A 25621-nucleotide genomic window follows, 5' to 3' on the forward strand; every position below is an offset into this window, starting at 1 on the left:
TGTTATTCGCGAATATTGTAAACTGAAGCTTTCTTCGGTTCAATAATACCTTTAGTTGATGAAGAAAATCACCAAAAAAACATACCTCGACTGGTATGAAAATATGCTCTTTTGGCGCAAATTTGAAGATAAATTAGCACAAGTGTATATCAATCAGAAAGTGCGTGGGTTTTTGCATTTGTACAATGGACAAGAAGCTGTTCTTGCAGGAGCATTACATGCCATGGACTTGACAAAAGATAGAATGATCACCGCGTATCGCAATCACGTACAGCCCATAGGGATGGGCGTAGATCCTAAACGTGTGATGGCAGAGCTCTACGGAAAAGCCACTGGAACCTCTCAAGGTTTAGGTGGATCGATGCATATTTTTTCCAAAGAACATCGCTTTTACGGGGGTCATGGTATCGTTGGAGGTCAAATTCCTTTAGGAGCAGGGATGGCTTTTGGAGATCAGTATCATGGAAATGATGCAGTAACACTTACTTATATGGGTGATGGTGCTGTACGCCAAGGTTCACTTCATGAAACATTTAACCTGGCGATGTTATGGAAACTTCCAGTGGTTTTTTGTTGTGAGAATAATGGATATGCTATGGGTACTTCGGTAGCGAGAACAGCAAACCATACCGATATCTGGAAACTGGGACTTGGCTATGAAATGCCTTGTAAGCCTGTTGACGGTATGAAACCGGAAGTGGTTGCTAAAGAAATGGACGAGGCGATTGCGCGCGCGAGACGTGGTGACGGTCCAACTTTTCTTGAAATCAGAACCTATCGCTACAGAGGACACTCTATGAGTGATGCACAGCATTACAGAACCAAAGAAGAAGTTGCCAAAAAACAAGAAGAAGATCCGATTTCATATGTGTTACACAAAATCTATGAAAAGAAATGGGCCACTGAAGATGAGATCAAAAAAATAGACAAACGCGTTAAAGATCAAGTGAAGGAATGCGAAAAATTCGCTGATGAGTCTCCCTACCCTGACAAGAGTGTGATGTACGACGCAGTTTACGAACAAGAAGATTATCCGTTTTTACCACATAAATTATAAACCATGGCAGAAGTGATTAACATGCCGCGATTGAGCGACACAATGGAAGAAGGAACGGTTGCAACCTGGCTTAAAAAGGTTGGTGATAAAGTGGAAGAAGGAGATATACTTGCCGAAATTGAAACCGATAAGGCAACGATGGAGTTTGAATCATTCCATGACGGAGTTTTATTGCATATTGGAATTGCTGAAGGAGAAACCGCCAAAGTTGATACGTTGCTTGCCATTATTGGTGAGGAAGGAGAAGATATTGCAGCGCTTGTGGAGGGTGGCAGTGCTTCGGAAAGTAAAGCAGACAAAGACAAAGAGCAGAAAACTAAAGAAGACTCTTCAAATGATCAAGATGAAAATGAAGAAGATGAAAATGAAGAAGATGATAAAGCTGAAAGTGAAGATGCTTCCGAAGATACATCTGAAGAAAAAGAAGAGAAAGATTCTTCCTCTAAAGGATCTGAATTGCCAAAAGGTGTAGAGGTCATTACAATGCCTCGCTTAAGCGACACCATGGAAGAAGGAACGGTGGCAAGCTGGCTAAAGAAAGAAGGGGATCCTATTGAAGAAGGAGATATTTTAGCCGAAATTGAAACCGATAAGGCTACCATGGAATTTGAATCGTTCTATAGCGGTACATTATTAAAAATTGGAATTGCTGAAGGGGAAACGGCAAAAGTAGACGCCATGCTCGCTATCGTGGGTCCAAAAGGAACAGATGTTTCTGGAATATCGGGAAAAGCTTCCGAAAAGAAAACGGCAAAAAAAGCTGAAAAACCTTCCGAAGCAAAAGAGGAAAAAAAGGCTTCAGAAAAGAAAGAAACTACTTCCGAAGCTAAAAAGGAAACTAAAAAAGAACCAAAAGCATCTACATCAACTTCTGAAGGTAGAATATTTGCGTCTCCTCTAGCCAAAAAACTAGCCGAAGAAAAAGGGATCAACCTACAACATGTAACTGGGAGTGGTGATCACGGTCGGATTGTAAAAAGCGATATTGAAAATTATCAGCCAGGAGCTGGTGGGCAAGCATACACGCCTGTTGGAACTGAAAGTTTTGAAGAAGTGAAAAATTCGCAAATGCGTAAGACGATTGCAAAACGTCTGGGCGAATCAAAATTCACGGCACCTCATTATTACTTAACCGTAGAGCTGGATATGGATAATGCGATTGCTTCACGTACGGCTATTAATAGCGATCCTGAGGTGAAAATATCCTATAACGATATGATTATTAAAGCCTGCGCTATGGCGTTGCGTAAGCATCCTCAGGTAAATAGCCAATGGACCGCAGAGGCAACTAAAATTGCAAAACATATTCATATTGGAGTAGCCGTAGCAGTAGATGAAGGGTTATTGGTGCCAGTCCTCAAGTTTGCAGACCAGATGAGCTTCTCTCAGATTGGTGCAAATGTAAAAGAGTTGGCTGGAAAAGCGCGTAATAAGAAAATTAGTCCAGACGAAATGCAGGGCAGTACCTTTACAGTCTCTAATTTAGGAATGTTCGGGATCAAAGAATTTACTTCTATCATCAATGCGCCTAATTCTGCAATTTTATCGGTTGGAGCAATTATAGAAAAACCAGTGGTGAAAAACGGTGCCATTGCAGTTGGAAATACGATGACCGTTACTTTGGCATGCGATCATAGAACAGTCGATGGTGCTACAGGAGCAAAATTTTTACAGACAGTACGAACGTATATCGAAAACCCAGTCACGATGTTTGTATGAGTTTAATTATGCTGAACTTGTTTCAGTATCTCACAAATAACTCGCTAAATCCCACAAGTTTCATTTGTTGAAGCTTGTGGGATTTCTGTATCTTTAAATCATGAAAAAGAAAAATATTATTATTACTGGAACCAGCCGTGGAATTGGCTATGAACTTGTTTCACTTTGTACCGATGCAGGTCATAATGTCTTAGCGCTTTCAAGAGATGCAGCGCCTGTTTCGGGTCTTGACATTGATAACTGTGCTTGCTTTTCATGTGATATTACAGACAAGCGTGATGTTGCTAAAGTTTCAGAATTTATTAAAGAAAAATGGAATCATGTAGATGTACTTATTAATAATTCGGGATATCTGGTCAACAAACCTTTCTCAAAATTAAAAATGTCAGATTTTCAGGATTCTTACGAAGTTAATGTATTCGGAGCCGTGGCGATGACACAAGTGGTGTTGCCTTTTATGAAAAAAAGCAGTCATGTAGTAAATATTAGTAGCATGGGTGGCGTTCAAGGAAGTGCAAAATTTCCAGGTCTGGCAGCGTATAGTAGTAGCAAAGGGGCGATTATTACCCTTACTGAAGTACTGGCAGAAGAATACAAAGAAACGGGTCCGTCATTTAATGCGCTCGCATTAGGAGCAGTTCAAACAGAAATGCTTGAAGAAGCTTTTCCTGGATATAAAGCTCCACTGTCTGCAAAAGAAATGGCCAGTTATATAATGGATTTTTCATTGACGGGTCAGAACTATTACAACGGAAAGATCTTGGAAGTATCGGCATCTACGCCTTAATGTATGACAGAAACTCTTTCAAAATACATTCCTACAGCTGCAGTTGAATTAGTTTTTGAGCTTATCAAAACTAATAATGTGCACCTTAAGATCGTGAATGAGCGTGTTACCAGACACGGAGATTATAGAAAACTTACGAATGGACAACATCAAATTACTGTCAATGCAAGTTTAAATCAGTACCGATTTTTAATGACCTTAGTACATGAAATTGCACATTTGGTCGCATTTACAAAATATGGTAGAAACATAAAACCGCATGGCATTGAATGGAAACAGACTTTCACATTATTAATGCTTCCTTTTTTACGCCCTGAAGTTTTCCCTAGTCAGTTACTGCCATTACTGGCGCGTCATTTTAAGAATCCCAAAGCGACCAGTGATACAGACGCTCGCCTGTCGCTCGCTTTAAAACAATTTGATCTGCCCAACGATAAAAACTATATCTTTGAAATACCGCAGGGAGGTACCTTCCGTTTATACAATGGAAAGATCTTTAAGCGTGGAAATAAGCGTGTAAAACGATATGAATGTCTCGAAATAGCAACCGGAAGAATCTATTTGTTTAATCCGAATGCTGAAGTAGAATTTCTGAAATAAAATATGAAAAATAAAAATTACTACGCAGTAATCATGGCTGGTGGAATCGGTTCTCGTTTCTGGCCAGTAAGCACAACAAACCTGCCTAAGCAGTTTCATGATATGCTAGGGACTGGACAAACTTTGTTGCAAAAAACATTTAGTAGAATAGCTAAAGCAATTCCTGCTGAAAATATTTATATCTTAACCAATGAACGGTATCTAGACCTAACACTGGAGCAACTTCCAGACATTACTAAAGACCGTGTTGTTTTAGAACCCGCCATGCGTAATACAGCACCGTGCATTCTAGTAGCTGCACTAAAAATTAAAAAAGAGAACCCTAATGCGTTAATGCTTGTCGCTCCCAGCGACCATTGGATCGAAGAGGAAGAAGCTTTTGCAACAGACTTACAACAGTGCTTTGATGCCTGCCAGCGAGAAGATATGTTAATGACTTTAGGAATAGAACCTACCTTTCCCAATACTGGATATGGTTATATCGAAGCCGAACCAACTTCGGGCTCACCTATAAAGAAAGTAGCACAGTTTCGTGAAAAACCAGACTATGAAACGGCAAAACAATTTATAGCGGAAGGTAATTTTCTCTGGAATGCAGGAATATTTATCTGGAGTGTACAAAGTATCACAACTTCTTTTGAAAAGAACATGCCAGTAATGCACGCGTTGTTTTCTGAAGGTAATCCTGTTTATAATACAGATAGGGAAGCTATGTTTATTTCTGAAAATTATGAAAAAGCCTCAAATATATCCATTGACTACGGAATCATGGAAAAAGCGAGTAATGTATTTGTAAAGAAGGCTTCTTTTGATTGGAATGATTTGGGAACTTGGGGTGCTTTACATGATAAAATGACGAATGATTCGGCTGAAAATGCTTCCGTTAGAGCGATTCCGTATCTTACGGATGCAACAGGGAATATGATTTATTCCGACACAAAAAAATTGATTGTAATTGACGGAATTAACGATTATATCATTGTCGATAAAGAAAATGTGTTACTTTTATTTCCGAAGAAAAAAGAACAGGATATCAAGCAATTGCTAAATGAAGTAGGTTCAAAATTCGGAAAAAAATATACGTAAATGGAAGGTTCAGAAGAACATAAAAAAACAAAAAAAGATATTTCTTTCGAAGAAGCAAAATTTGAGCATACCAAACTCAATGCTTTTGAGAGTATTAAAAAATTTCTATCCGATCTTTTTAATATTCATAACGATACAGATCGTGATGCCACTATTGAAGCAGTAAAAAAGGATATATCTTTTAAAGGTCATAATGCCTGGATTCTTATATTTTCCATTTTTGTGGCCTCTATTGGGTTAAATGTAAGTAGTACTGCTGTGGTGATTGGTGCCATGTTAATCTCACCTTTAATGGGTCCTATTGTAGGTATTGGACTTTCGGTAGCCATTAATGATGTGGACACCATGCGTCGTTCTTTTGTGAACTTGGGCGTGATGGTTTTTTTAAGTGTACTTACTGCGTTTTTGTATTTTACTATTTCACCACTTACTGAAGAAACACCAGAACTCGTTGCAAGAACCTATCCTACCATCCTGGATGTGTTAATCGCTATTTTTGGTGGCCTTGCACTTATTGTCGCAAAAACCAAAAGCGGTACCATTGCCAGCGTTATTTTTGGGGTTGCTATTGCTACAGCTCTTATGCCACCTCTCTGTACAGTAGGTTATGGTTTGGCCGTTGGAAACTTAAATTACGCAACTGGAGCATTGTATTTATTTTCTATCAACGCTGTATTTATAGCATTATCCACATTTATAGTTTCAAAGATATTGCGTTTTCCGTTGGTTCGTTATGCCGATTCAAAACGAAGAAAAAGAATTGCTCAAATAGCTTCTGTAGTGGCAATTATTGTCATGATACCTAGTGTTATTTTATTTCTGAATCTTTTAAAAGAGCAGATATTCACGAATAGAACTAAAGATTTTGTAAAGAATATAGTGCAGTATGAAGGAACCGAAGTTGTAAAATTTTCACAGGATTATAAAGAAAAGAATATACAGATCTATTTAATTGGTCGTATTGTGCCGGAAGCAGAGATAACCGATTGGAAAAATAAATTAAAAGAGGCAGAGGATCTAGAAGATGCTAATCTTATTGTATATCAAGGAGCTGACCAGAGTGGAGAACTTCAACAACGAATTTCTACTAGCTTAAAAACCGAAATATTGGAAGATCTGTATGTAAACAGCGAAGAGCGTTTGCGAGATAAAAATGATCGTATTGCCTTTTTAGAAGATGAAATTGCAAAGCTAAAAATTAGAGATATTCCGTTTTCAGAATTAAGTAAAGAGGTAAAACTGCTTAACAAAGAGCTGGAACAATTTTCGTATTCTAAAAGGGTTTCGACTAACTTTGAAAAAATTGATACAATTCCAGTATTCAATGTAACCTGGTCAAAATCGCTTCGGAACAGAGAAAAAGAGGAGAAAAACAAACAGTTAGCAGAATGGCTTCAATTTAAATTAAAGCTGGACACATTGGTCCTTTCAGAATAAAAACTATCCTTCTTTATTTTGAACCTCACGTATCTTTTTGAACAAGTCTGAAGAATACACAAAGTCGGTTACATCTTCATTGTCTGTTTTAAAAATTTCGGTGCTATCTCCCTGCCATACGAGTTTCCCTTGTTTTAGAAAAACAATATTCTCACCTATCTCCATCACAGAATTCATATCGTGTGTTACTACAATCGTCGTAATATTGTTTTCGTGTGTAATTTCCTGAATTAGGTTGTCAATTACTGTAGCTGTTTTTGGATCCAACCCTGAATTGGGTTCATCACAAAATAAATATTTAGGTTTATTTACAATGGCTCGTGCAATTGACACCCTTTTTTGCATCCCTCCAGAAATTTCGGAAGGATATTTTTTATGCGCACCTTCTAATTGTACTCTTGAAAGTACTTCGTCCACTCGCGCCTGCATTTCTTTTTTTCTCTGTTTGGTAAACATTCGAAGTGGGAACATGACATTTTCTTCAACCGTCATAGAGTCAAATAATGCACCTCCTTGAAACAACATTCCTATTTCTTCACGCAGATCTCTTTGTTGATCTTCATCCATATTTTGGATGGCTTTATCTTCATAGTAAATATATCCTTCTTCGGCTTTAAAAAGACCTAATAAGCATTTCAGAAAAACAGATTTACCACTTCCACTTTGTCCAATGATAAGATTGGTTTTTCCTTTCTCAAAAACTACGTTAAGACCTTTTAAAATGTCTTCACTGCCAAAGCTTTTATGTAAATTTTCTACCTTGATCATTAGCTTAATAAAAGTTGAGTGATGATATAGTTCGCGAGTATAATTAATACACTGGTCCAGACAAATGAATTGGTACTCGCTTTACCCACTTCAAGAGCCCCACCCTTCATAAAATACCCTTGCCAGGAAGGAACCGTCGCTAAGATAAAGGCGAAAACGCAGGTTTTAATAAAAGCATAGACCAAGTGAAATACTTGAAAATCATCCTGTAAACCTGCAATAAAATCAGTAGAAGAGCTAAAACCACCGTACACTCCTGCAACCCAACCTCCCAGTATTCCTAAGAACATAGAAATTCCAATGACCAAAGGGTATAAAGAAAGGGCTACAATTTTAGGAAAAACTAGGTAATTTAAAGAGTTGATTCCCATTACTTCCAAGGCATCAATTTGTTCGGTAACTCTCATGGAGCCTATGCTAGAGGTGATTAATGATCCCACCTTTCCTGCCATAATTATCGACATAAAAGTTGGTGCGAATTCTAATACAATGGATTGTCTGGTGGCAAACCCTATTAACGATTTTGGAATGATAGGATTATTTACATTTAATGCAGTCTGAATCGCGATTACCCCTCCAACGAAAAAGGAGATAAATACAACAATACCTAGGGAACCAATAATTAAATCTTCAATTTCCTTAAAGATGAGTTCCTTGAGTACAGAACCTTTTGTAAAACTGCCAAAAATGCGTTTTATCATTAAAAAATAGGAACCTATATCTCGTATGTATCTCATAGCTTGTAACCTGATGCTAAAGTAACAAAATTTAGGCAGCAATAATGACCCATTGAAGTTTCAATTTTGTTAATTAATGCTAATAAAAAGACATCATTTTAAAGAAAAGCGCTGTATTGTCAAATATTCCATTGAATAAAGTGTCTCCAGGACCTTTTGCGAATACTGGGATTAAGGTGGTAGAGTGATTTCCTGTTGAAAAGGATGGAACGATTTCATTATAATTTCCGTCCTTGGCTGCCAACGTAAAACCACCAGTTTCATGATCTGCAGTAACTATGACGAGTGTATTCCCATTTTTTTCAGCATAATCTAACGCCACACCTATGGTCTTATCAAAGTCAAGTTGTTCTGTTATTAAGTAATCTGCATCATTGCTATGGCCACCCCAATCAATCTGGGAGCCTTCAACCAGTAAGAAGAACCCATCTTCATTTTTTGATAAGTGTTCTATAGCAAGTTTTGTAGCATTAGGTAGAAAGTCTCCGCGTCCTTCTAAAATTTTTGGCATGCCATTTTCGGCCAGTAAAATTGCTTGTTTTTTTTCTGAAAGTAAGGTGGGGAGTTCTTCTGTGTGGAGATCAAACCCATTTGAGATTAGAGATGAAAGTAAATCCTTTTCATCAGTTCGTTTGTTGAAAAATTGTAGTCCGCCCCCAGCAAAAAAGTCAATATCTGAAGCAGGTAACGCTTCGGCAATTTCTTCATACATACTTCTGTAGCGTACATGAGCAAAAAAACTTGCTGGTGTTGCATGAACGATGGATGAGGTAGCTACGAGGCCTGTAGCGATATTTTTTTCTGAAAGTATTTCAACAATAGTTCTAGCTGCCGTGGTATCATTTTTTACACCAATAGCTCCATTGTAGGTTTTTTCACCTGTCGCATAAGCTGTGGCGCTTGCGGCAGAATCTGTAATCGTATCACTGGAAGCCGAAGTTTTAATCAAACCAATTTCTCTAAAACGCTCAAAATTAGTTTTTTCTTTGTTGTAATAAAAGCTCGCTGAAACTTGGCTTAAACCCATGCCATCTCCAATAAGTAGGATTATATTTTTTGGTTTTTCTGAAACAGTTTCAGGTGTAGTACCCCTATTTTCAGTAACGTTGACAGAAATGCATGAAGTGAGGGCAAATGCCGAAATAATAGTAAGAATTTTTAATTTCATAAGTGTGTGCAAAATGTAAAAGTAGTCATAAACTAAGAGTTATAGATTATGAGAATGTTACTAGCTATCCTATTTTTTGTTTAATATTCTTCCAGCGTAGTTTTCTTATAAATGCGCCTTCTTCTTCAGAAACCATAAAAGGAGTTTTAGTATTTTTTGCTCTAAAATACCCTTTCATACTGTCTATAAAATACCTACAACTAGATTTTCTAACCGAAAGTTTTAAAGTGGCTATTAACGTAAGTAGGAACCCATATCGCAATCGGTAAAATGCTTCTCCTTGCTTGTATTTTGAAGCTTTTGTGTAAATTTTCCCAGTAGGTTTTAAATGCCTTACGTGAAGGGAAGGGTCTGTGCAAATTTGCCAACCGTTGTATTGCGCACTAAGTTCATCCACCGTATCCCATCCCATTTCGTTTTTGAGCCCTCTAATGGCTGTAAAGCATTCTTTTCTATATGCTTTTAAAGCTCCCCGAATATGATCTTTATTCGTTAAATTTTCTAGCACCCAATCTCCGTTTTTTTCAATATAACAGAATCCGCCAGCCATCCCACAGGCAGGATTATTTCTAAATATCTTACAAATGGATTCTAAGTAATTTTCTGGAAATATGAGATCGGCATCAAATTTACAGATCACATCGTACTTGTCGTCTAATTTTTCAAGTCCTTTATTAAAAGCTTGAATCACTTTGCTGCCTGGTTCATGTACGGCTTTGGACTGAATCTCAATACTATCAATAAAACTATATTGGGAAGAGAATGAATTTATTAGTTGCTGAGTTGCATCTGTAGAATGGTCATTAACCACCATAATTTTTTTTGGAACTAAAGTTTGATCTGCCAGTGACTGAAGCGTTTTCGAAATATTTTCTTCTTCGTTATGCGCTGGTATGACGATGTAAACATCCATTATATACGTTCTGCGTAGATCAAGTAATATCTAGGAGTAATTCTTCTTAAAATTGGACGGATTCCAATTTTTTTTACGGGATTAGTAAATTTTTCACGTGCTTTTATTTTCCAACCCGCTTTTTCCAGCAACCAATCAAATTGCCAAACTTCAAATTCATGGTAATGACGGTCACGCTCATCGGTCTTACTTTGGTAGGCCGATGCGAACCAAAGTTTTAATGGGACAGATGCAACAAGTTTTTTTGCTTTAATGTCTTTCAGAACATTGAATGGAGAGACTAGATGCTCAAAAATTTCGAAAGCTGTTACCACATCGTAGTCTTCAGAAATAACTGCAGACGTATCAATATCAAGATCTTCCCCTTTGGTATTTGTTACGTTGTAATTGTTTTTTTTAAGAATTTCAGAAAAAGGATTTTCAATACCAAGGTCCAGAATTTTATCTGAAGTAGTGACATGATTTTTTAAAAAATCAAGCGTATGTCTATATCTCTTCTTCGGAATAGTGTGATACATGACTTACACTCTATAAACAATTGCATTAATATTCATACCAGCACCCACACTCGCGAACATGACGATGTCTCCTTCCGAAACACTGTGATTTTCCATTTCTCCAGAATTTACTAGATCATACAGAGTAGGTATAGTGGCAACACTTGAATTACCAAGCTTATTAATGCTCATTGGCATTATATATTCTGGCATTTCCAAATCATATAATTTGTAGAAACGTTTTACAATGGCTTCGTCCATCTTTTCATTTGCTTGATGAATAAAGATTTTCTTTAAGTCTTTGATCGAAGCTCCAGATTCATCCAACGCTAATTTCATAGCATCTGGCACGTTAATAAGTGCAAAATTATAAATCTTACGACCATACATTTTAATGTACCGCCGTCGGTCTGTCATTTCTTGATTATTACTTTCTCCAAAGAAAATAAAATGTGCCTCATAATACGTATGACTTGCTGTTTTATGAGAAAGGATTCCTGATGTTCCTTCTAATTTTTCAACAATAGTTGCGCCAGCTCCATCACTGTAAATCATGGAGTCCCTATCATGTGGATCTACCACTCTCGAAAGTGCTTCAGCACCAATGACAAGACATCGTTTTGCCATTCCGGCATTGATAAATGCATTCGCTTGGATCATTCCTTCCACCCAGCCAGGGCATCCAAAAAGGACATCATAACCCACGCAAAACGGATTTTTGATTTTAAGTAAGTGTTTCACTCTGGCTGCAATACTTGGAACAGTATCGCTTTGTAAATTGCCATGCTTTACATCCCCGTAATTGTGAGCTACAATGATATAATCTAGTGTTTCTTTATCAATCCCCGCATCGTTAATAGCTTTTTGGGCTGCCTGAAATGCAATATCTGAAGTTGTCTGATTTTCTTTAATATAACGCCTTTCAGCAATACCAGTAATTGCTTTAAATTTTTCAATAATCACATCATTTTCATGAGGAAAGGGTGAGCCATCTTCACTAAAAAAATCATGATCTTCAAAATTGGAATTGGCTGCTACTCCGCTGGGGATATAACTTCCTATGCCTGTGATGGTAACTCCCATAATAATAAAATTTTGACTAAAGTAAGTAATTATGTTTTTTTATCGGCACTAAAACTGCCTTAATCCGTATAGAATATGTAATTCCATCAAAATCCTTACTTCATTTAATTAATCAACAATAGAACGCTGTTAAGCTGAAAATTATTCAATTTAATTTAAGCTTCTTCCATATACGATTCGATAGGCTCACACGTACAGATCAAATTTCGGTCGCCATAAGCATCATCCACACGACGAACAGATGGCCAGAATTTATTATCCTTTATGTAATCTAATGGGAATGCTGCTTCTTCTCTTGTATACGGAAAATCCCATGTGTCCTTAGTGAGCATTGCCAAAGTATGCGGAGCATTTTTCAATACATTGTTTTCTGCATTTTTGTCTGTAGCGTCAATTTCTTTTCGAATAGAAATCATAGCATCACAAAAACGATCCAGTTCTTCTTTACTTTCACTTTCGGTAGGCTCAATCATCATGGTCCCTGCTACTGGAAATGATACAGTTGGTGCATGGAAACCGTAGTCCATAAGTCGTTTAGCAATATCGGTCACTTCAATATTTTTTTCTTTGAAAGGACGACAATCAATAATCATTTCATGGGCAGCACGTCCTTTTTCTCCAGTGTAAAGTACCTCGTAATGTCCATGAAGTCTCTCTTTAATGTAATTTGCATTCAGAATTGCATATTCTGTAGATTTTTTTAGTCCGTTTTCTCCTAACATACAGATATATGCGTAACTAATTAAACATGCTAGCGCACTTCCCCAAGGGGCTGCAGAAATTGCTGTAATCGCATTGTCTCCTCCAGTTTCAATTACAGGATTAGAAGGTAAAAATGGCACCAATTGTTCTGCTACACAAATAGGTCCTACACCAGGACCACCTCCACCATGTGGTATGGCAAACGTTTTATGAAGGTTTAAATGACATACATCTGCTCCAATCGCACCTGGATTAGTGAGGGCAACTTGTGCATTCATGTTAGCTCCATCCATATATACTTGTCCGCCGTTTTCATGAATAAGACTTGTTATTTCTTTTATCGCAGACTCGTACACTCCATGTGTAGAGGGATAGGTAACCATTAGTGCTGAAAGATTGTCTTTGTGTTCTTCTGCTTTAGCTCTTAGATCGTCCACATCAATGTTTCCATCTTCGGTTGCCTTAGTCACAACTACTTTCATTCCAGCCATAACCGCGCTAGCAGGATTTGTACCATGTGCTGAAGAAGGGATCAAACAAATATTTCGGTGGTGATCTCCCCGTGATTCATGGTATGCTTTAATCACCATAAGTCCTGCATATTCTCCTTGAGCTCCACTGTTAGGCTGAAGCGATGTTCCTGCAAACCCGGTAATTTCGGTAAGTTGTTCTTCTAATTTTTTAAGCATAAACTGATAGCCACCCGCCTGATCGATAGGAACGAAAGGGTGCATATTACCCCACATGGGATCACTAAGAGGCAGCATTTCTGCAGCAGCATTCAGTTTCATGGTACAAGAACCTAAAGAAATCATAGAATGGTTAAGAGCAAGATCTTTGCGCTCCAGTCGTTTGATGTAACGCATTAATTCGGTTTCACTATGATAGCTGTTAAAGACAGCATTTTGTAAAAACTCAGTTTTTCTAGCTACAGACTTTGGGATGGCATTTCCTTCAATCAATTCTGAAATATAAAAACGATCGGTACTGGCAGCTTCAGCAAAAACTCCAATAATATTATTTAAATCTTTGATAGTAGTGGTTTCATTAATAGAAATAAAAACCGTTTCATCATCTGGATAGTAGAAATTTATTCCTTCAGCTTCTGCTCTAAATTGAATTTTTGAAATGTCTGTTTTGATGGCAATAGTATCAAAATACGTTTCATTGGCTTGATAATATCCTAATTTTTCCAAAGAGTCTGCTAAGGTTGTAGCACTATCATGAACTTTTGAAGCTATATATTCAAGTCCTTCTGGACCATGATAAACAGCATACATACCCGCCATAACGGCTAATAATACTTGTGCTGTACATATGTTTGAGGTCGCTTTGTCCCTTTTAATATGTTGTTCACGAGTCTGGAGTGCCATACGTAACGCTCGATCACCATCGGTATCTTTAGTTACACCAATGATACGACCAGGAATACTTCTCTTATAATCATCTTTGGTTGCAAAATAAGCGGCATGCGGACCTCCATATCCCAGTGGAATTCCAAATCGTTGCGTTGTTCCAACGACAACATCCACTCCGTAATTTCCTGGAGATTCTAATTTTACTAGGCTTAGAATGTCAGCAGCGACGGCCACTTTTATTTGTTGTTCTTTAGCTTTTGCAACAAATTCTCTATAGTCATAAACCCTTCCGCTTTTTCCAGGATATTGTAGGAGGACGCCAAAATAGTCTGAAGAAAACTTAAAATTCTCATGGTTTCCAATTTCTAACTCAATACCAATTGGGATGGCTCGGGTTTGTAATAACGAGAGTGTTTGAGGAAGTACTTCTTCAGAAACAAAAAATTTATTGACCTCATTTTTTTTCTGATCACGCTCCCGAACCGAAAATAGTAACGCCATGGCTTCAGCTGCTGCGGTACTTTCGTCGAGTAAAGATGCATTTGCCAATTCCATCCCAGTAAGGTCTGTCACCATTGTTTGATAATTTAATAAGGCTTCCAAACGGCCCTGAGCTATTTCTGCTTGGTAGGGAGTGTAGGCAGTATACCAACCCGGGTTTTCGAGAATGTTTCGTTGAATTACCGGAGGAGTGATGGCTTGGTGATAGCCTAATCCAATATAAGTTTTAAACACCTGATTTCTTACTGAAAGTTCAGTGATGTGCTCCAAATATTCCTGTTCACTCATCGCAGTGTCAAGATCTAGGTCTTTTTTGAGACGGATGTCATTTGGGATGGTTTCAAAAATAAGTTGTTCCATGGATTCAACCCCTACAGTTTCTAGCATGGCTGCCAAATCTTTTTTCCGAGGACCAATATGTCTGTATGCGAATGAGTCTGTTTTCATAAATACGAACGTTTCTTTTTTTAGCTACTTTATTTTCTTCGGAAAAACTTTCCGTAGAAAGGACTACAAAATTACGGATTACACTGTTAATAAAATAACGTTTAACACTTCTATGAATAGAACTTTTCAACCAAATAAAAAGGTTACTAACAGTTTGCCTATTTTTACATAATGAAGGTGTTTTTAAGGCTTTTAGATTTTTATATTAATAGCAGTATCCATGTTGCTTTAGCAGTGTGTTCACTTTTATTACTCACGTATATTGAGTTTAAAATTCCACTTTCAAAATCTTTGCTGTTTTTTGTTTTCTTCGGAACGATATCCGGATATAATTTTATTAAATATGCAAAGGTTGCAGGGCTGCATCATAGCAGCTTAACAAACTCTCTTAAATCGATTCAAGTATTTTCTGTTATGGCAGGAGTACTGATGTTTTATTTCGCTTTTCAATTATCAATTAGTTCTTTAGCAACAATAGGTATATTAGGAATTTTGACCGTACTATACGCGGTGCCTTTTCTATATAGAAAATCGTTGCGAAATGTACAAGGACTAAAGATTTTTATAGTTGCTTTTGTATGGGCTGGTTTAACGGGTATAGTACCATTTATTGAAGCGAGGGAAACAATTATAATCGATGTTTTAATTATATTTTTACAACGCTTCATCGTTGTTTTGGTGCTTATATTCCCATTTGAAATTAGAGATTTACCTTACGATGCTCTAATCTTAAAAACAGTTGCGCAAAAACTGGGTGTAATTAATGTAAAAAGAATAGGCTATTTTCTTCTAGCGGTACTTATAGGATTGGAGTTCTTAAAAGAAATGGTACATATATCTTTTTTACTCTCTTTGCTCATCATCAGTTTAAGTATAGCTTTTGTGTTGTTTAAATCTAAAACGACTCAATCAAAATACTTTACTATATTTTGGGTAGAAGGCTTGCCAATTCTCTGGTTGGGACTAGTGTTGTTGCTTGATGATTTCTTGATGTAGACGTCTTTTTAAAACCTCTTTGTCGTTTTTAGGCATGGTGGTCACATTCGAATTTTTAAATACACTAGTAAGTTTATTATTGCGTACCGTATATTTTCTACATATTGCACAATAAATGAGGTGAATGTTTAATTTCACTTTTTGCCAAAATGAAGCTTCCCTGTATTGGTTTTTATCACATACTTGCTGAGCTTCATTACAATTTAAAAATACTTTCATTACTTACTTTAACCAGTTTTTTTCGAGACAATCTGCCATTGCTGTTCTAGCTCTATGGATAATGACCCACAGGTTAGACGCAGTGATATTATATTCATTACAAATGGCTTCGGTATCGTAATCTTCTATTGTTTTTAGTTTAAAAATAGCAGCATGGCGCTTGTTTAATGTATCCAAACAATTGTGAATTGCCATCCCTAATTCTTCATTTTCCATAGTATCCTCTGCCGTTTTATCATGCGGATCACTTGCCCGTTCTTCCAGCCAATCCCCTTCAGAGTCTTCACTCTTATAGGTTATTCTTACTTCGGCTTTTCCTTTTTTGGAATTTATTTTTCGGTAGTAGTCAATGATTTTTCTCTTTAAGATAGCGATAAGCCACGTGCGTTCGGTTGCTTCTCCCTTAAAATTGTCCTTAGATTTTAAAGCAGCGAGAAATGTTTCAGAAATTAAATCCTGTGCTATTTCATGATTATTGACGCGAACAATCGTGTAGTTATACAGATAGTCTGAATAACGATCTACCCAATTTTCAGCATCAATTATATGTTTTGACATAGCATTTCAAAAATAGGAAAGTTTTTCATAAGAAAATAGTGTGTATGTCTTAATTGGTGGTAGTAAGCAATCCTGCTCTTTCTAATAAGGCATCAGGGTTAGGTTTTTGACCTCTAAATTTCACATACAACTCCATTGGATCTTGTGTTCCACCTTGAGAAAGTATGAAATCTTTAAATTTTGTTGCTACTTTTTTATTGAATATCCCTTCTTCTTTAAAGTAAGCAAAGGCATCTGCATCAAGAACCTCTGCCCATTTATAGCTGTAATACCCAGCCGAATACCCTCCCTGAAAAATATGAGAAAAAGAAGTACTCATACAGTTTTCTTCTACATTAGGGTACAGTTTTGTATGCGCAAAAACACCTTTTTCAAATGCTTTTACATTGTTGATTTTTGAAGGGTCGCTCCCGTGCCAACTCATATCCAATTGTCCAAAGCTTATTTGACGAACGGTCTGCATACCTTCCAAAAATGTAGCAGACTCTTTAATTTTTTTCACATACTCCATAGGAATGGTCTCGCCAGTTTCATAGTGGGTTGCAAAAAGATCTAAGGTTTCTTTCTCATAACACCAGTTTTCAAGTATCTGGCTGGGCAATTCGACAAAATCCCAATGCACATTTGTGCCGCTTAATCCTTTGTAGGTTGTATTTGCGAGCATGCCATGTAATGCATGTCCAAATTCATGAAACAGTGTAGTAACCTCGGTAAACGTTAATAATGAAGGTTTACTTTGTGTAGGTTTTGTAAAATTACACACGATAGAAATATGAGGTCTGTCATCGATGCCATGAAATTTTTGTTGTGGTTTATAACTGGTCATCCATGCACCTCCTCGTTTTCCGGGTCTGGGATGAAAATCGGCATAAAATATGGCGATAAGTTCGCCATTATTTCCTTTGACTCTATACGCCATTACATCTTTATGGTAAGTGTCAATACTACTATCAAGTTCAAACGTTAAATCGTACAATTTATTTGCAACTGTAAAGACACAAGCAATCACATTTTCAAGTTTAAAGTAGGGTTTTAGTTTCTCGTCATCAAGATCAAAAAGTTTCTGCTTTAATTTTTCTGAATAGTAAGCACTGTCCCATTTTTCGAGCCTTTCAATATTGTCGAGCTGCTTTGCAAATGTTTCTAAATCGTTAAATTCTTTATTTGCGGCTGGTTTTGCTTTTTTTAGTAATTCGTCTAAAAAAGAGAGTACTTTTTTAGGTGTTTCTGCCATACGCTCTTCCAGCACAAAGTGGGCATGACTTTTATACCCTAAAAGCTGCGCTCTTTCATGGCGAAGGTTAGCTATTGCTAACACATTTTGTTCGTTATTGTATTTATTTTGCTGAAAGGCACGTGCTCCAAAAGCGATAGATAATTTTTTACGAAGCGCTCTGTTTTCTGCATAGGTCATAAAGGGAATATAACTTGGATGGTCTAAAGTAATCACCCAGCCATTCTTTCCCTTTTCCTTTGCTTCCATTGCAGCAGCTTCCTTCACTCCCTCGGGTAGTCCGGCCAAATCTGATTCGTTTTGGATATGAAGATGATAGGCATTGGTTTCGGCCAAAACATTTTCACCAAATGTAAGTTTAAGTTTAGAAAGGTCTGAATCAATTTTACGTAGTGTTTTTTTATCAGCTTCTGAAAGATTGGCTCCGTTTCTTGAAAATCCTTTATATTGTTTCTCAAGAAGTGTAGCTTCTTCGGGATTGAGATCTAATGAATCTTTAGAATCATATACCGCCTTAACTTTTTTAAATAACGCTTCATTGAGTAAAAGGTCGTTTCCAAACTCAGTAAGCATTGGAGAGATTTGTTGGGCTAATTTCTGAATGTCTTCATTGGTTTCGGCACTATTCAGATTAAAAAAAATACTGGTAACACGATCTAATTGCAACCCAGTATTTTCTAAAGCTTCAATTGTATTGTGAAAACTAGGAGTTTCCTCGTTATCAATGATAGCTGAAATTTCTTTTTTGGTGTCTGCTATAAGTTTTTTTATCGCTGGAAGATAATGTGTCGTTTTTATTTCTGAAAATGGAGCAGTATCAAATTTTTGTAAAAGGGGATTCATAAATACGTTTATGAGTTTATATCGTTATTTAATTTATTGTGTAAGATTTTGGCCTACTGAGATTGTCCACTGCGAACTGTTTTCGCACCTTCTTCAACTTTAATTTTAAGGCCTTCTTTGTAGGCAAGAATCTTGTCGAGCACACATTTGTCATGCGCTCCTATAATCTGAGCAGCTAGAATTCCTGCATTTTTAGCACCATTAAGCGCGACTGTGGCTACAGGAACCCCTCCAGGCATTTGTAAAATTGAAAGCATACTATCCCAACCATCGATCGAGTTGCTTGATTTTACAGGAACTCCAATAATAGGTAGCGGTGATAACGAGGCAACCATTCCGGGTAGATGAGCTGCACCTCCGGCACCTGCAATAATCACAGTGATGCCTCTGGTATGTGCCTTTTTACTGAAATCAAAAAGCTTATCTGGAGTTCGGTGAGCCGAAACAATATCAACTTCGACCTCAATATCAAATCCTTTTAAAATATCAATGGCATCCTGCATTACAGGCATGTCGCTTGTGCTACCCATTATTATTGCTACTTTTGACATACAGTTGGTTTTAAGCTTTTGTATAAGGCAACGAAGATATGGATTTGCCTTCTACGTTCAAAAAAAATACTGCCAAGCTTACCATAAAATTATAGGCTTATTTAACAAAATATCATGAAGTTACAGACTCAGATTTCAATTTCAAAAGAACGAGCAACAATAGACTATTCTTCTAAGGTGCTTTTAATGGGTTCTTGTTTTACTGAAAATATTGGAGAAAAACTTTCGTATTATAAATTTGATGTACTAGTAAATCCTTTCGGAATTCTATTTCATCCAGTTGCTATAGAAAAAATTATAACAAGGGCTATTAATAGGGATTTCTTTACGGAAGCAGATATTTTCTATCATAACGAGCAATGGCATTGTTTTGAGGTACATTCGGTTTTGGATGCTTCAGACAAGGACGAGTTTTTAAGTGATTTGAACACACGGCTGAAGCAGCTTTCAAATTATATACAGATCGCTTCGCATATTGTTTTTACCTACGGAACAGCCTGGGTGTATCGGGAAATTGCTTCAGATACGATTGTTGCTAATTGTCATAAAATTCCGCAGAAAAAATTCTTAAAAGAATTACTAACAGTTGAAGAAGTTTCAGCAAGTATAGAAAATACAATTGCTTTGTTGAAGTCCGAAAATCCTTCAGTTCAAAGTATACATACTATTTCTCCAGTACGACATTTAAAAGATGGCTTCATAGAAAACACACAAAGCAAAGCACATTTAATTGTAGGCGTTCATGGTGTGATAGAACCACGAAATACTACGTATTACTTTCCGTCGTATGAAATTATGATGGACGAATTACGAGACTACCGCTTTTATAAAGAGGATATGTTACATCCTAATACTACTGCCATCAACTATATCTGGAAAAAATTTAAAGAAGGTTGGGTGGCTTCAGAAACCGAATCGATTCAGAAAGAAATAGAAGCAATACAAACGGGATTGCAACATCGTCCATTTAATCCCGAGAGCCAAGCGCATTTAGAGTTTTTAGAAAGTCTTCAGCGTAAAATAATCACACTTCAAGCAAAATTTCCACATCTAAAATTCTGAAAATAGGGCAACTGCCGTATTGATTGCCGTTGAGTTGTGATGCATCTTTGTGTCATTAATTAACGTATTCTCTTTTGTTGGAGGATTAAAAACTCAACTAATATGAAAAATTTAAAAAGAATAGCACTTACCTTTTTTGTGAGTGTAGCAATGATTGCCTGCAAAAGTGATGATGATGCAGGTAGTGGCGGAAATGCTGGTAACGGAAAAGTTCAGGCAAAAGTAAACGGCTCCGACTTTGAGTCAAATAGAGATTTTACAGTGGCTAATCAGTCAAGTTCAGGAAGCTCTACTACAGTAACTATTCAAGGAAGTGATAACGATGGAAAAGGAATTGTCTTAGTTATAAACGGCTTTGAAGGAGAAGGAAGTTATGATATAGGAGGTAGTAATACAGTATTTGTTGTTGCTACTTATGTGGAGGCAAATGCTAGTAATCCAATGAATTCACAAACTTGGTCGGCTCCTTTTGATAGTACTGTTGCAGGTGAAGTAAACGTAACCAGTGTTACGAGTTCAAAAATTGAAGGAACCTTCAATTTTAATGCGAAAAATAATAATGACAATTCAATGCGAAATATCACAGAAGGTTCATTTAATGTTAACTTTAACTAACAAATCCCAATTAAAAAAATCTCAAGTGTTGAGGTTTTTACGTGGAGCCGGGAGTAGGACGAAAGTCTTGCTTCCGGTTTTTTAGTAAAATTACACAAATCTTTGATTTGTGTAATTTTACTAATCCCAACCGTAGCGTTGGGATCTCATAAAGGGGGCTCTTGTCGCAATAACAACTCTTTGATTTTTCTAATTGTATTAACCCCAACCGTAGAAATGGGATGTCTTCACTATCATTTGACTACTGACTACTGACTACTGACTACTGACTATTAACTACTGACTATTAACTACTGACTACTGACTATTAATATACGTCAATTGCCCTATTGATTTGTCTTTTATGTTATTACATCTTTGAACTAATAATTTAAAACCACGATTATGAAACTTTTAAACACAATTAGACTAGTAGCTTGCTTAGGTATCTTAGCAAGTTTTACTATGACTGCTCAAAAAGCGGAGACACCTGACTTTAGGTATGACACAGGTGCAAAAATCAATGAGATGACACTAACTCAGGGAGGAACCCTTGTGGTAGCAACTAATGATGGATTGGTAGGTATTAAGCCAGGTTCCAACGAATTGCTATTCAATTTTACAGAGTACGGACGAGTGAAGCCAGAGGAATTATCATTTGCGCCTTTTGCACCCTATGTTACAGTATCTCAGGGTGGCATTCTCTCCACAAAAAAATCTGTAATTGATTATATCTCAGGAAAAACATTATTCAGTACAGAAAACAATGGCTGGAAAATGGTCTATAGCTGTGATATCATGATGCCACAAAACAAATTAGTGGTTTCAGGACAACGACGTTCTGAAGAGAAATTTGCATACGACCTTGCTGTTTATGATTTAAATACAGGAAAAGAAGATTACAGATTTCATATTGTAGACCCAGGCAAAGTAACGGTAGGAGGCAGTGGAATGACGCTTACTGGAACACCGCTTATGTTAAAAGAGTATCTTATTCTACCTACCAATAAAGGACTTGTGGCCAAAAAAGCACAAACAGGGGAAACATTATGGGAAAACGACATGAAGGACATCAATTGGATGGTTGCCAGCGAGGATGAAAAAGAGATCTACGGTTTTGAAGGCGTGAATCAAGGTAAAAATACCCGAATTCATAAAGTGGGTGCTAGCGGAGCAGAGCTTTGGAAAGAGGATCATAAGGTGAAAGGAAAAATCGCTAATTTTCAGATATTACCTAACGGTATTGCCGTGGTGAGTAACACCGACGATGGAGGAACCAATAGTATCTTAGCCGCAAAAAATGAATCGAACATTGCTTTTTTAAGCGCAACCAACGGAGAGGATCTTTGGGACAAAGCGCCAAAAACTAAAGGATATGTACAACATTTTTATGTGATGGAAGATGGTATTCTTTTCGGAATATATCAAGGAGGGATTAATAAGATTTCATTCGATGGAAAGACCTTATTTAAAAAGCCACTTAAGACAGGAGAGAACATCTTAACCATGGCCGAAACGGATCAAGGATTAATTTATATTACTTCTGAAGATGCCAATATCGTGAATTTAGATACAGGAGAACAGGTTTGGAGCAAACCTCTCAAATATAAAAGAGCAAATGCAGTTAGTTCTACGTTTGATAAAAAGAATAACCGCTACTTAATTAGTGCCGATGATGAATTATTCGCGATTGATGCTACTTCTGGAGATGTTTCAACACTTGCCGAGTCTAAGTTCGACGGAAAAGAGGATCCAACCCATGTAGAAATTAGAGATGGGGGAATCCTTCTTACAAGTGACCAAAACATGATGCTATTGGATTGGGAAGGTAAACAAGGTTGGCATGAATATTATCAGGCACCTGGTAAAAGTGCATTAGGAGCAATTATTGCGGGAGTTACTGCTGTTGCTGCTGCTACAACTGCGATGGCTGCAGCCAACTCATCGATGCAAAATAGAATTGCAAAATATGATAGCCAGGCAGATAGAGATGCAGAGTTAGCAGGAGGTATGGCTGTTGCGGCTGGAGCTTCTGTAGCTGAAATGCTCAAACGATTTAAAGCCACCGCAGCGACTGCAAATGATCAATTTATTCTTACCAAATTAGATGATGGCGTAGGTCTGGTAAAGCTGAGTAAAGATACAGGGAAAATGAGTAAAGAAATTGTATTGAAGGACAAAAAGCCAGAATACCAAATCGATGAGCGCGGCGGAATTTTATATTACAAAGCCGATAACAATTCAATTTTTGCGTACGATTTAAAAAAATAACTCTAGCCAAGTTAAATTTGTTATAGAAATGAGGAGTGTCTATAACTAAAAAAAACCCCGCAGCAATGTGGGGTTTTTATTTGATCATTTTTTTATACGGAAGAATCGTAGGGTATCCTTTTTTTCTGAAATATTCCATATCCATTTTATCTCCAGTAGCAAGAATGAAATCTCCGCCCCAAGCTCCTAAACTTTTAATCGTATGTGGGTAGTCTGAAAATAATCTAGATTTTACAGTGGGAAGTTGTATGATTTCTGAAACTATAGTCTCGTGATTATTCATAATTTTTTCAAATGAATCCAACGAATAACAAAGTAACAATTTGGAAGTGAGATCTGTTATTTTCTGAATATTTTCTGGGCTAGTTGAAACATTTCGATACCTTTTGATGCCTTCTTTACTATCTTGTTTTTGGTTGAGGTGAATAAACCACAATTGATCGGTAAACCCCCACGGTAGATGCACTGGTGTAACCCTCGGCGGATTTGTTTTCTTAAAAAAAACAGGAATATCGTTTTGAGCCGCTGCGATATCATAACCGCTACCACCAAAACTATTCTCTAATAAGATAAACGCATCAACATTTGCCCATTGCGCAATATTATTGATAAGCGTAGAGGAGGAACCTAACCCCCAGTCTTTCGGAAAATTTAATTTTGTGATAACCTCAAAACCTTCAGAAGCAGTTGCAAAATCAGAGTTTAGTTTTCTAGCTTCAGAAAGAATTGTAGTGAGTGTTGTTGCGATGTTAGAAGGAATAGTGCTTTCAAAATTTTCCAGAGTAAATTCGCCTTTAAACCAAACCCCGTCTTGTTCATCAATACTCTCCCAGCGAATTACCTTTTCAGAAATTGATTTAACTGTTAATGATTGTCCGTAAGAAGTGGGCAATGCCAACGCAGTCGCACCATCCAGCACCAAATATTCACCTGTGATAAGTAGCTTGCCGTTGCTGTAAAAGGTTTGTTCCAAATTTAAGCTCTTAAACTTTCAACAAAATTGACCACTGCACTATGTGAGACGGTATTGTCTTTAAAGTGTGAAACTGCATATTCTTTCTCCTGTTGTGTAGCTTCCAACTGATTTAAAATATTCATTAAATGCATTTTCATATGCCCTTTTTGAATGCCCACAGTGACTAACGATCGAATGGCTGCAAAATTCTGTGCCAAGCCAGCAACAGCAACAATTTTCATTAATTGTTGTGCATTAGGTTTTTGTAAAATTTCGAATGCTAGTTTTGTTAAGGGATGCAAGGATGTCAATCCGCCAACAGTTCCCAACGCTAACGGAAGTTCAATCCAGAACGTAAATGTGTCGTCTTCAATCTTTGCATGAGTTAGGCTGTTGTAAAATCCGTTTTTTGCGGCATAGGCATGAACGCCCGCTTCAACGGCTCTAAAATCATTTCCAGTAGCCAGTACCACTGCATCAATACCATTCATAATTCCTTTGTTGTGAGTAACAGCACGACGTGTTTCGGCTTTAGCGATTTCAATGGCACGCACAAATTTTCTAGCGAAGGTCTTTCCGTCAATATCTTTGTCGTTTAGGTTAGCTATCTTACAGGAAACTTCTGCTCGTACACGACATTCGGGTACATAGTTAGATAGAATGCTCATGACCACTTCCGGAAATGTTTCAGCAATTAAAAATGGGCGATAGTGTTGTGCTTCTGTTTCAAACGTTTTTGCGATGGTTTCCAGACAGCTATTGATAAAGTTGGCGCCCATGGCGTCTAGAGTTTCAAAAGTGCAATGGAGCTGGTAGTACCCATCTAGTGTTTCCGAAGCGATTAAAAGTTCAATGTCTTTGAGTCCGCCACCACGGTTTTGCATATTTTTCTGAATGTCTTCAATACTTGCGAGAAGTTTCGGCTGTACTGAGTCAAAAAAATCTTGTAATATTTCTACCTCGCCGTAAAAATTAAAATGAACTTGTCCGTTCTTCTCTGTGGAAATAACTTCGGCTTTAAATCCGCCACGTGACAACCAAAATTTTGCTGCATTACTTGCTGCGGCTACGACCGAACTTTCCTCGATAACCATAGGAATAGCGTACAAAGTATCATTGATTAGAAAGTTGGGCGCAATCCCAAAAGGAAGGTAGTAATTAGAAAGCGTATTTTCTATAAAGTCGTCGTGTAATTTCTGAAGCCCTGCATCTTCATTCCAATATTTTTGAAGGGTTTTTAATGCCTTCGGATCATTATCCAGATAGGTTTCCAGAAGCCAGTTTATTTTTTCTTCTTTGTTTTTTTTTGAAAATCCTACGACAGCTTGAGTCATTTTTACGCAATTAATACGCAAAGATAGGATTAAAATGGCTGAAAATCTTTCCGAAGAAATTTTTAGAAAACAGAATTGTGAACAATTTCGGGAGCGTATTTAACAGAAAACCTGTTAAAAATTCATTAAAATTTAGTAAACTTG

General features: G+C 37.2%; 23 protein-coding genes. 10 read left to right on the forward strand and 13 right to left on the reverse strand.

The annotated features are described in order from the left end of the window. Positions 1 to 58 precede the first annotated feature (58 nt). The 6 genes from pdhA (at position 59) to ACFQO1_RS02855 (ending at position 6686) form a co-directional block, all read left to right on the forward strand. On the forward strand, positions 59 to 1057 hold the full coding sequence (pdhA, locus tag ACFQO1_RS02830; protein WP_380216455.1) for a pyruvate dehydrogenase (acetyl-transferring) E1 component subunit alpha: 999 nt from the start codon (positions 59 to 61) through the stop codon (positions 1055 to 1057). A gap of 3 nt (positions 1058 to 1060) precedes the next feature. Beyond that, entirely contained in the window at positions 1061 to 2776 is a 1716-nt protein-coding gene (locus tag ACFQO1_RS02835) for a pyruvate dehydrogenase complex dihydrolipoamide acetyltransferase (protein WP_380216456.1), read from the forward strand. A 100-nt stretch (positions 2777 to 2876) separates the two neighbouring features. Continuing rightward, entirely contained in the window at positions 2877 to 3563 is a 687-nt protein-coding gene (locus ACFQO1_RS02840; protein WP_380216457.1) for an SDR family NAD(P)-dependent oxidoreductase, read from the forward strand. Between the two features lie 3 nt (positions 3564 to 3566). After that, the gene (locus ACFQO1_RS02845) at positions 3567 to 4163 is read left to right on the forward strand and encodes a SprT-like domain-containing protein (protein WP_380216458.1); all 597 of its coding nucleotides are present in this window, start codon (positions 3567 to 3569) and stop codon (positions 4161 to 4163) included. Between the two features lie 3 nt (positions 4164 to 4166). Beyond that, a complete protein-coding gene (locus tag ACFQO1_RS02850; protein WP_380216459.1) occupies positions 4167 to 5249 on the forward strand; it encodes a mannose-1-phosphate guanylyltransferase in 1083 nt (360 codons plus the stop codon). Continuing rightward, the gene (locus ACFQO1_RS02855; RefSeq protein WP_380216460.1) at positions 5250 to 6686 is read left to right on the forward strand and encodes a DUF389 domain-containing protein; all 1437 of its coding nucleotides are present in this window, start codon (positions 5250 to 5252) and stop codon (positions 6684 to 6686) included. A gap of 3 nt (positions 6687 to 6689) precedes the next feature. On the opposite strand, the gene ACFQO1_RS02860 is transcribed toward ACFQO1_RS02855, so the two are convergent. The 7 genes from ACFQO1_RS02860 to gcvP form a co-directional block, all read right to left on the reverse strand. After that, entirely contained in the window at positions 6690 to 7454 is a 765-nt protein-coding gene (locus ACFQO1_RS02860; protein WP_380216461.1) for an ABC transporter ATP-binding protein, read from the reverse strand. Further along, positions 7454 to 8191, reverse strand: a complete 738-nt coding sequence (locus tag ACFQO1_RS02865; protein WP_380216462.1) for an MlaE family ABC transporter permease — start codon at positions 8189 to 8191, stop codon at positions 7454 to 7456. Before ACFQO1_RS02865 ends, ACFQO1_RS02860 begins: the two co-directional genes overlap by 1 nt. A 79-nt stretch (positions 8192 to 8270) precedes the next feature. Continuing rightward, on the reverse strand, positions 8271 to 9359 hold the full coding sequence (locus ACFQO1_RS02870) for an alkaline phosphatase (RefSeq protein ID WP_380216463.1): 1089 nt from the start codon (positions 9357 to 9359) through the stop codon (positions 8271 to 8273). Positions 9360 to 9423: 64 nt separating this feature from the next. Then, positions 9424 to 10272 (reverse strand): glycosyltransferase family 2 protein, encoded by an 849-nt coding sequence (locus tag ACFQO1_RS02875; RefSeq protein WP_380216464.1) that lies wholly within the window; start codon positions 10270 to 10272, stop codon positions 9424 to 9426. Continuing rightward, positions 10272 to 10790 (reverse strand): class I SAM-dependent methyltransferase, encoded by a 519-nt coding sequence (locus tag ACFQO1_RS02880; RefSeq protein WP_380216465.1) that lies wholly within the window; start codon positions 10788 to 10790, stop codon positions 10272 to 10274. The genes ACFQO1_RS02875 and ACFQO1_RS02880 overlap by 1 nt, the downstream gene beginning before the upstream one ends. Positions 10791 to 10793: 3 nt before the next feature. Next, complete coding sequence (locus ACFQO1_RS02885) at positions 10794 to 11852, reverse strand: 3-oxoacyl-ACP synthase III family protein (RefSeq protein ID WP_380216466.1); 1059 nt, start codon at positions 11850 to 11852, stop codon at positions 10794 to 10796. Between the two features lie 155 nt (positions 11853 to 12007). After that, entirely contained in the window at positions 12008 to 14860 is a 2853-nt protein-coding gene (gene gcvP / locus ACFQO1_RS02890; protein WP_380216467.1) for an aminomethyl-transferring glycine dehydrogenase, read from the reverse strand. A 171-nt stretch (positions 14861 to 15031) separates the two neighbouring features. Here gcvP and ACFQO1_RS02895 point away from each other — a divergent pair, with 171 nt between their 5' ends. Further along, positions 15032 to 15856, forward strand: a complete 825-nt coding sequence (locus tag ACFQO1_RS02895; RefSeq protein ID WP_380216468.1) for a UbiA prenyltransferase family protein — start codon at positions 15032 to 15034, stop codon at positions 15854 to 15856. Here ACFQO1_RS02895 and ACFQO1_RS02900 read toward each other — a convergent pair. From ACFQO1_RS02900 to purE, 4 genes are read right to left on the reverse strand one after another with little or no spacing between them, the layout of a single operon-like run. After that, positions 15824 to 16075: a hypothetical protein gene (locus tag ACFQO1_RS02900; protein ID WP_380216469.1), complete on the reverse strand. Its 252-nt coding sequence runs from the start codon at positions 16073 to 16075 to the stop codon at positions 15824 to 15826. The genes ACFQO1_RS02895 and ACFQO1_RS02900 overlap by 33 nt on opposite strands. Positions 16076 to 16078: 3 nt before the next feature. Further along, positions 16079 to 16633, reverse strand: a complete 555-nt coding sequence (locus tag ACFQO1_RS02905; protein WP_380216470.1) for a sigma-70 family RNA polymerase sigma factor — start codon at positions 16631 to 16633, stop codon at positions 16079 to 16081. A 49-nt stretch (positions 16634 to 16682) separates the two neighbouring features. Further along, positions 16683 to 18710 (reverse strand): M3 family metallopeptidase, encoded by a 2028-nt coding sequence (locus ACFQO1_RS02910; protein ID WP_380216471.1) that lies wholly within the window; start codon positions 18708 to 18710, stop codon positions 16683 to 16685. A gap of 53 nt (positions 18711 to 18763) precedes the next feature. After that, on the reverse strand, positions 18764 to 19261 hold the full coding sequence (gene purE, locus ACFQO1_RS02915) for a 5-(carboxyamino)imidazole ribonucleotide mutase (protein ID WP_380216472.1): 498 nt from the start codon (positions 19259 to 19261) through the stop codon (positions 18764 to 18766). A gap of 114 nt (positions 19262 to 19375) precedes the next feature. Here purE and ACFQO1_RS02920 point away from each other — a divergent pair, with 114 nt between their 5' ends. The 3 genes from ACFQO1_RS02920 (at position 19376) to ACFQO1_RS02930 (ending at position 23188) form a co-directional block, all read left to right on the forward strand. Then, positions 19376 to 20323, forward strand: a complete 948-nt coding sequence (locus ACFQO1_RS02920; protein WP_380216473.1) for a GSCFA domain-containing protein — start codon at positions 19376 to 19378, stop codon at positions 20321 to 20323. 102 nt (positions 20324 to 20425) lie between these two features. Beyond that, positions 20426 to 20938, forward strand: coding sequence for a DUF6252 domain-containing protein (locus ACFQO1_RS02925; protein ID WP_380216474.1), 513 nt, complete (start codon positions 20426 to 20428; stop codon positions 20936 to 20938). 384 nt (positions 20939 to 21322) lie between these two features. Then, complete coding sequence (locus ACFQO1_RS02930) at positions 21323 to 23188, forward strand: outer membrane protein assembly factor BamB family protein (protein ID WP_380216475.1); 1866 nt, start codon at positions 21323 to 21325, stop codon at positions 23186 to 23188. Positions 23189 to 23264: 76 nt separating this feature from the next. Here ACFQO1_RS02930 and ACFQO1_RS02935 read toward each other — a convergent pair whose 3' ends face one another. Then, the gene (locus tag ACFQO1_RS02935; RefSeq protein WP_380216476.1) at positions 23265 to 24161 is read right to left on the reverse strand and encodes a GYDIA family GHMP kinase; all 897 of its coding nucleotides are present in this window, start codon (positions 24159 to 24161) and stop codon (positions 23265 to 23267) included. A 2-nt stretch (positions 24162 to 24163) separates the two neighbouring features. After that, positions 24164 to 25477 carry a hydroxymethylglutaryl-CoA reductase, degradative gene (locus tag ACFQO1_RS02940; protein ID WP_380216477.1) on the reverse strand — a complete coding sequence of 438 codons (1314 nt, stop codon included), beginning with the start codon at positions 25475 to 25477 and terminating at the stop codon, positions 24164 to 24166. Positions 25478 to 25621: the final 144 nt, after the last annotated feature.

It is taken from the genome of Jejudonia soesokkakensis (assembly GCF_042664795.1).
Taxonomy (GTDB): Bacteria; Bacteroidota; Bacteroidia; order Flavobacteriales; family Flavobacteriaceae; genus Jejudonia; species Jejudonia soesokkakensis.

Bases quoted from the DNA above. Each gene is read 5' to 3' on its own strand.
- gcvP (WP_380216467.1), bottom strand. From the start codon at position 14,860: ATGAAAACAGACTCATTCGCATACAGACATATTGGTCCTCGGAAAAAA.
- purE (WP_380216472.1), bottom strand. From the start codon at position 19,261: ATGTCAAAAGTAGCAATAATAATGGGTAGCACAAGCGACATGCCTGTA.
- ACFQO1_RS02940 (WP_380216477.1), bottom strand. From the start codon at position 25,477: ATGACTCAAGCTGTCGTAGGATTTTCAAAAAAAAACAAAGAAGAAAAA.
- ACFQO1_RS02845 (WP_380216458.1), top strand. From the start codon at position 3,567: ATGACAGAAACTCTTTCAAAATACATTCCTACAGCTGCAGTTGAATTA.
- ACFQO1_RS02885 (WP_380216466.1), bottom strand. From the start codon at position 11,852: ATGGGAGTTACCATCACAGGCATAGGAAGTTATATCCCCAGCGGAGTA.
- ACFQO1_RS02905 (WP_380216470.1), bottom strand. From the start codon at position 16,633: ATGTCAAAACATATAATTGATGCTGAAAATTGGGTAGATCGTTATTCA.
- ACFQO1_RS02875 (WP_380216464.1), bottom strand. From the start codon at position 10,272: ATGGATGTTTACATCGTCATACCAGCGCATAACGAAGAAGAAAATATT.
- ACFQO1_RS02865 (WP_380216462.1), bottom strand. From the start codon at position 8,191: ATGAGATACATACGAGATATAGGTTCCTATTTTTTAATGATAAAACGC.
- ACFQO1_RS02855 (WP_380216460.1), top strand. From the start codon at position 5,250: ATGGAAGGTTCAGAAGAACATAAAAAAACAAAAAAAGATATTTCTTTC.
- ACFQO1_RS02895 (WP_380216468.1), top strand. From the start codon at position 15,032: ATGAAGGTGTTTTTAAGGCTTTTAGATTTTTATATTAATAGCAGTATC.
- ACFQO1_RS02835 (WP_380216456.1), top strand. From the start codon at position 1,061: ATGGCAGAAGTGATTAACATGCCGCGATTGAGCGACACAATGGAAGAA.
- ACFQO1_RS02920 (WP_380216473.1), top strand. From the start codon at position 19,376: ATGAAGTTACAGACTCAGATTTCAATTTCAAAAGAACGAGCAACAATA.
- ACFQO1_RS02930 (WP_380216475.1), top strand. From the start codon at position 21,323: ATGAAACTTTTAAACACAATTAGACTAGTAGCTTGCTTAGGTATCTTA.
- pdhA (WP_380216455.1), top strand. From the start codon at position 59: ATGAAGAAAATCACCAAAAAAACATACCTCGACTGGTATGAAAATATG.
- ACFQO1_RS02880 (WP_380216465.1), bottom strand. From the start codon at position 10,790: ATGTATCACACTATTCCGAAGAAGAGATATAGACATACGCTTGATTTT.
- ACFQO1_RS02925 (WP_380216474.1), top strand. From the start codon at position 20,426: ATGAAAAATTTAAAAAGAATAGCACTTACCTTTTTTGTGAGTGTAGCA.
- ACFQO1_RS02910 (WP_380216471.1), bottom strand. From the start codon at position 18,710: ATGAATCCCCTTTTACAAAAATTTGATACTGCTCCATTTTCAGAAATA.
- ACFQO1_RS02860 (WP_380216461.1), bottom strand. From the start codon at position 7,454: ATGATCAAGGTAGAAAATTTACATAAAAGCTTTGGCAGTGAAGACATT.
- ACFQO1_RS02850 (WP_380216459.1), top strand. From the start codon at position 4,167: ATGAAAAATAAAAATTACTACGCAGTAATCATGGCTGGTGGAATCGGT.
- ACFQO1_RS02840 (WP_380216457.1), top strand. From the start codon at position 2,877: ATGAAAAAGAAAAATATTATTATTACTGGAACCAGCCGTGGAATTGGC.
- ACFQO1_RS02870 (WP_380216463.1), bottom strand. From the start codon at position 9,359: ATGAAATTAAAAATTCTTACTATTATTTCGGCATTTGCCCTCACTTCA.
- ACFQO1_RS02900 (WP_380216469.1), bottom strand. From the start codon at position 16,075: ATGAAAGTATTTTTAAATTGTAATGAAGCTCAGCAAGTATGTGATAAA.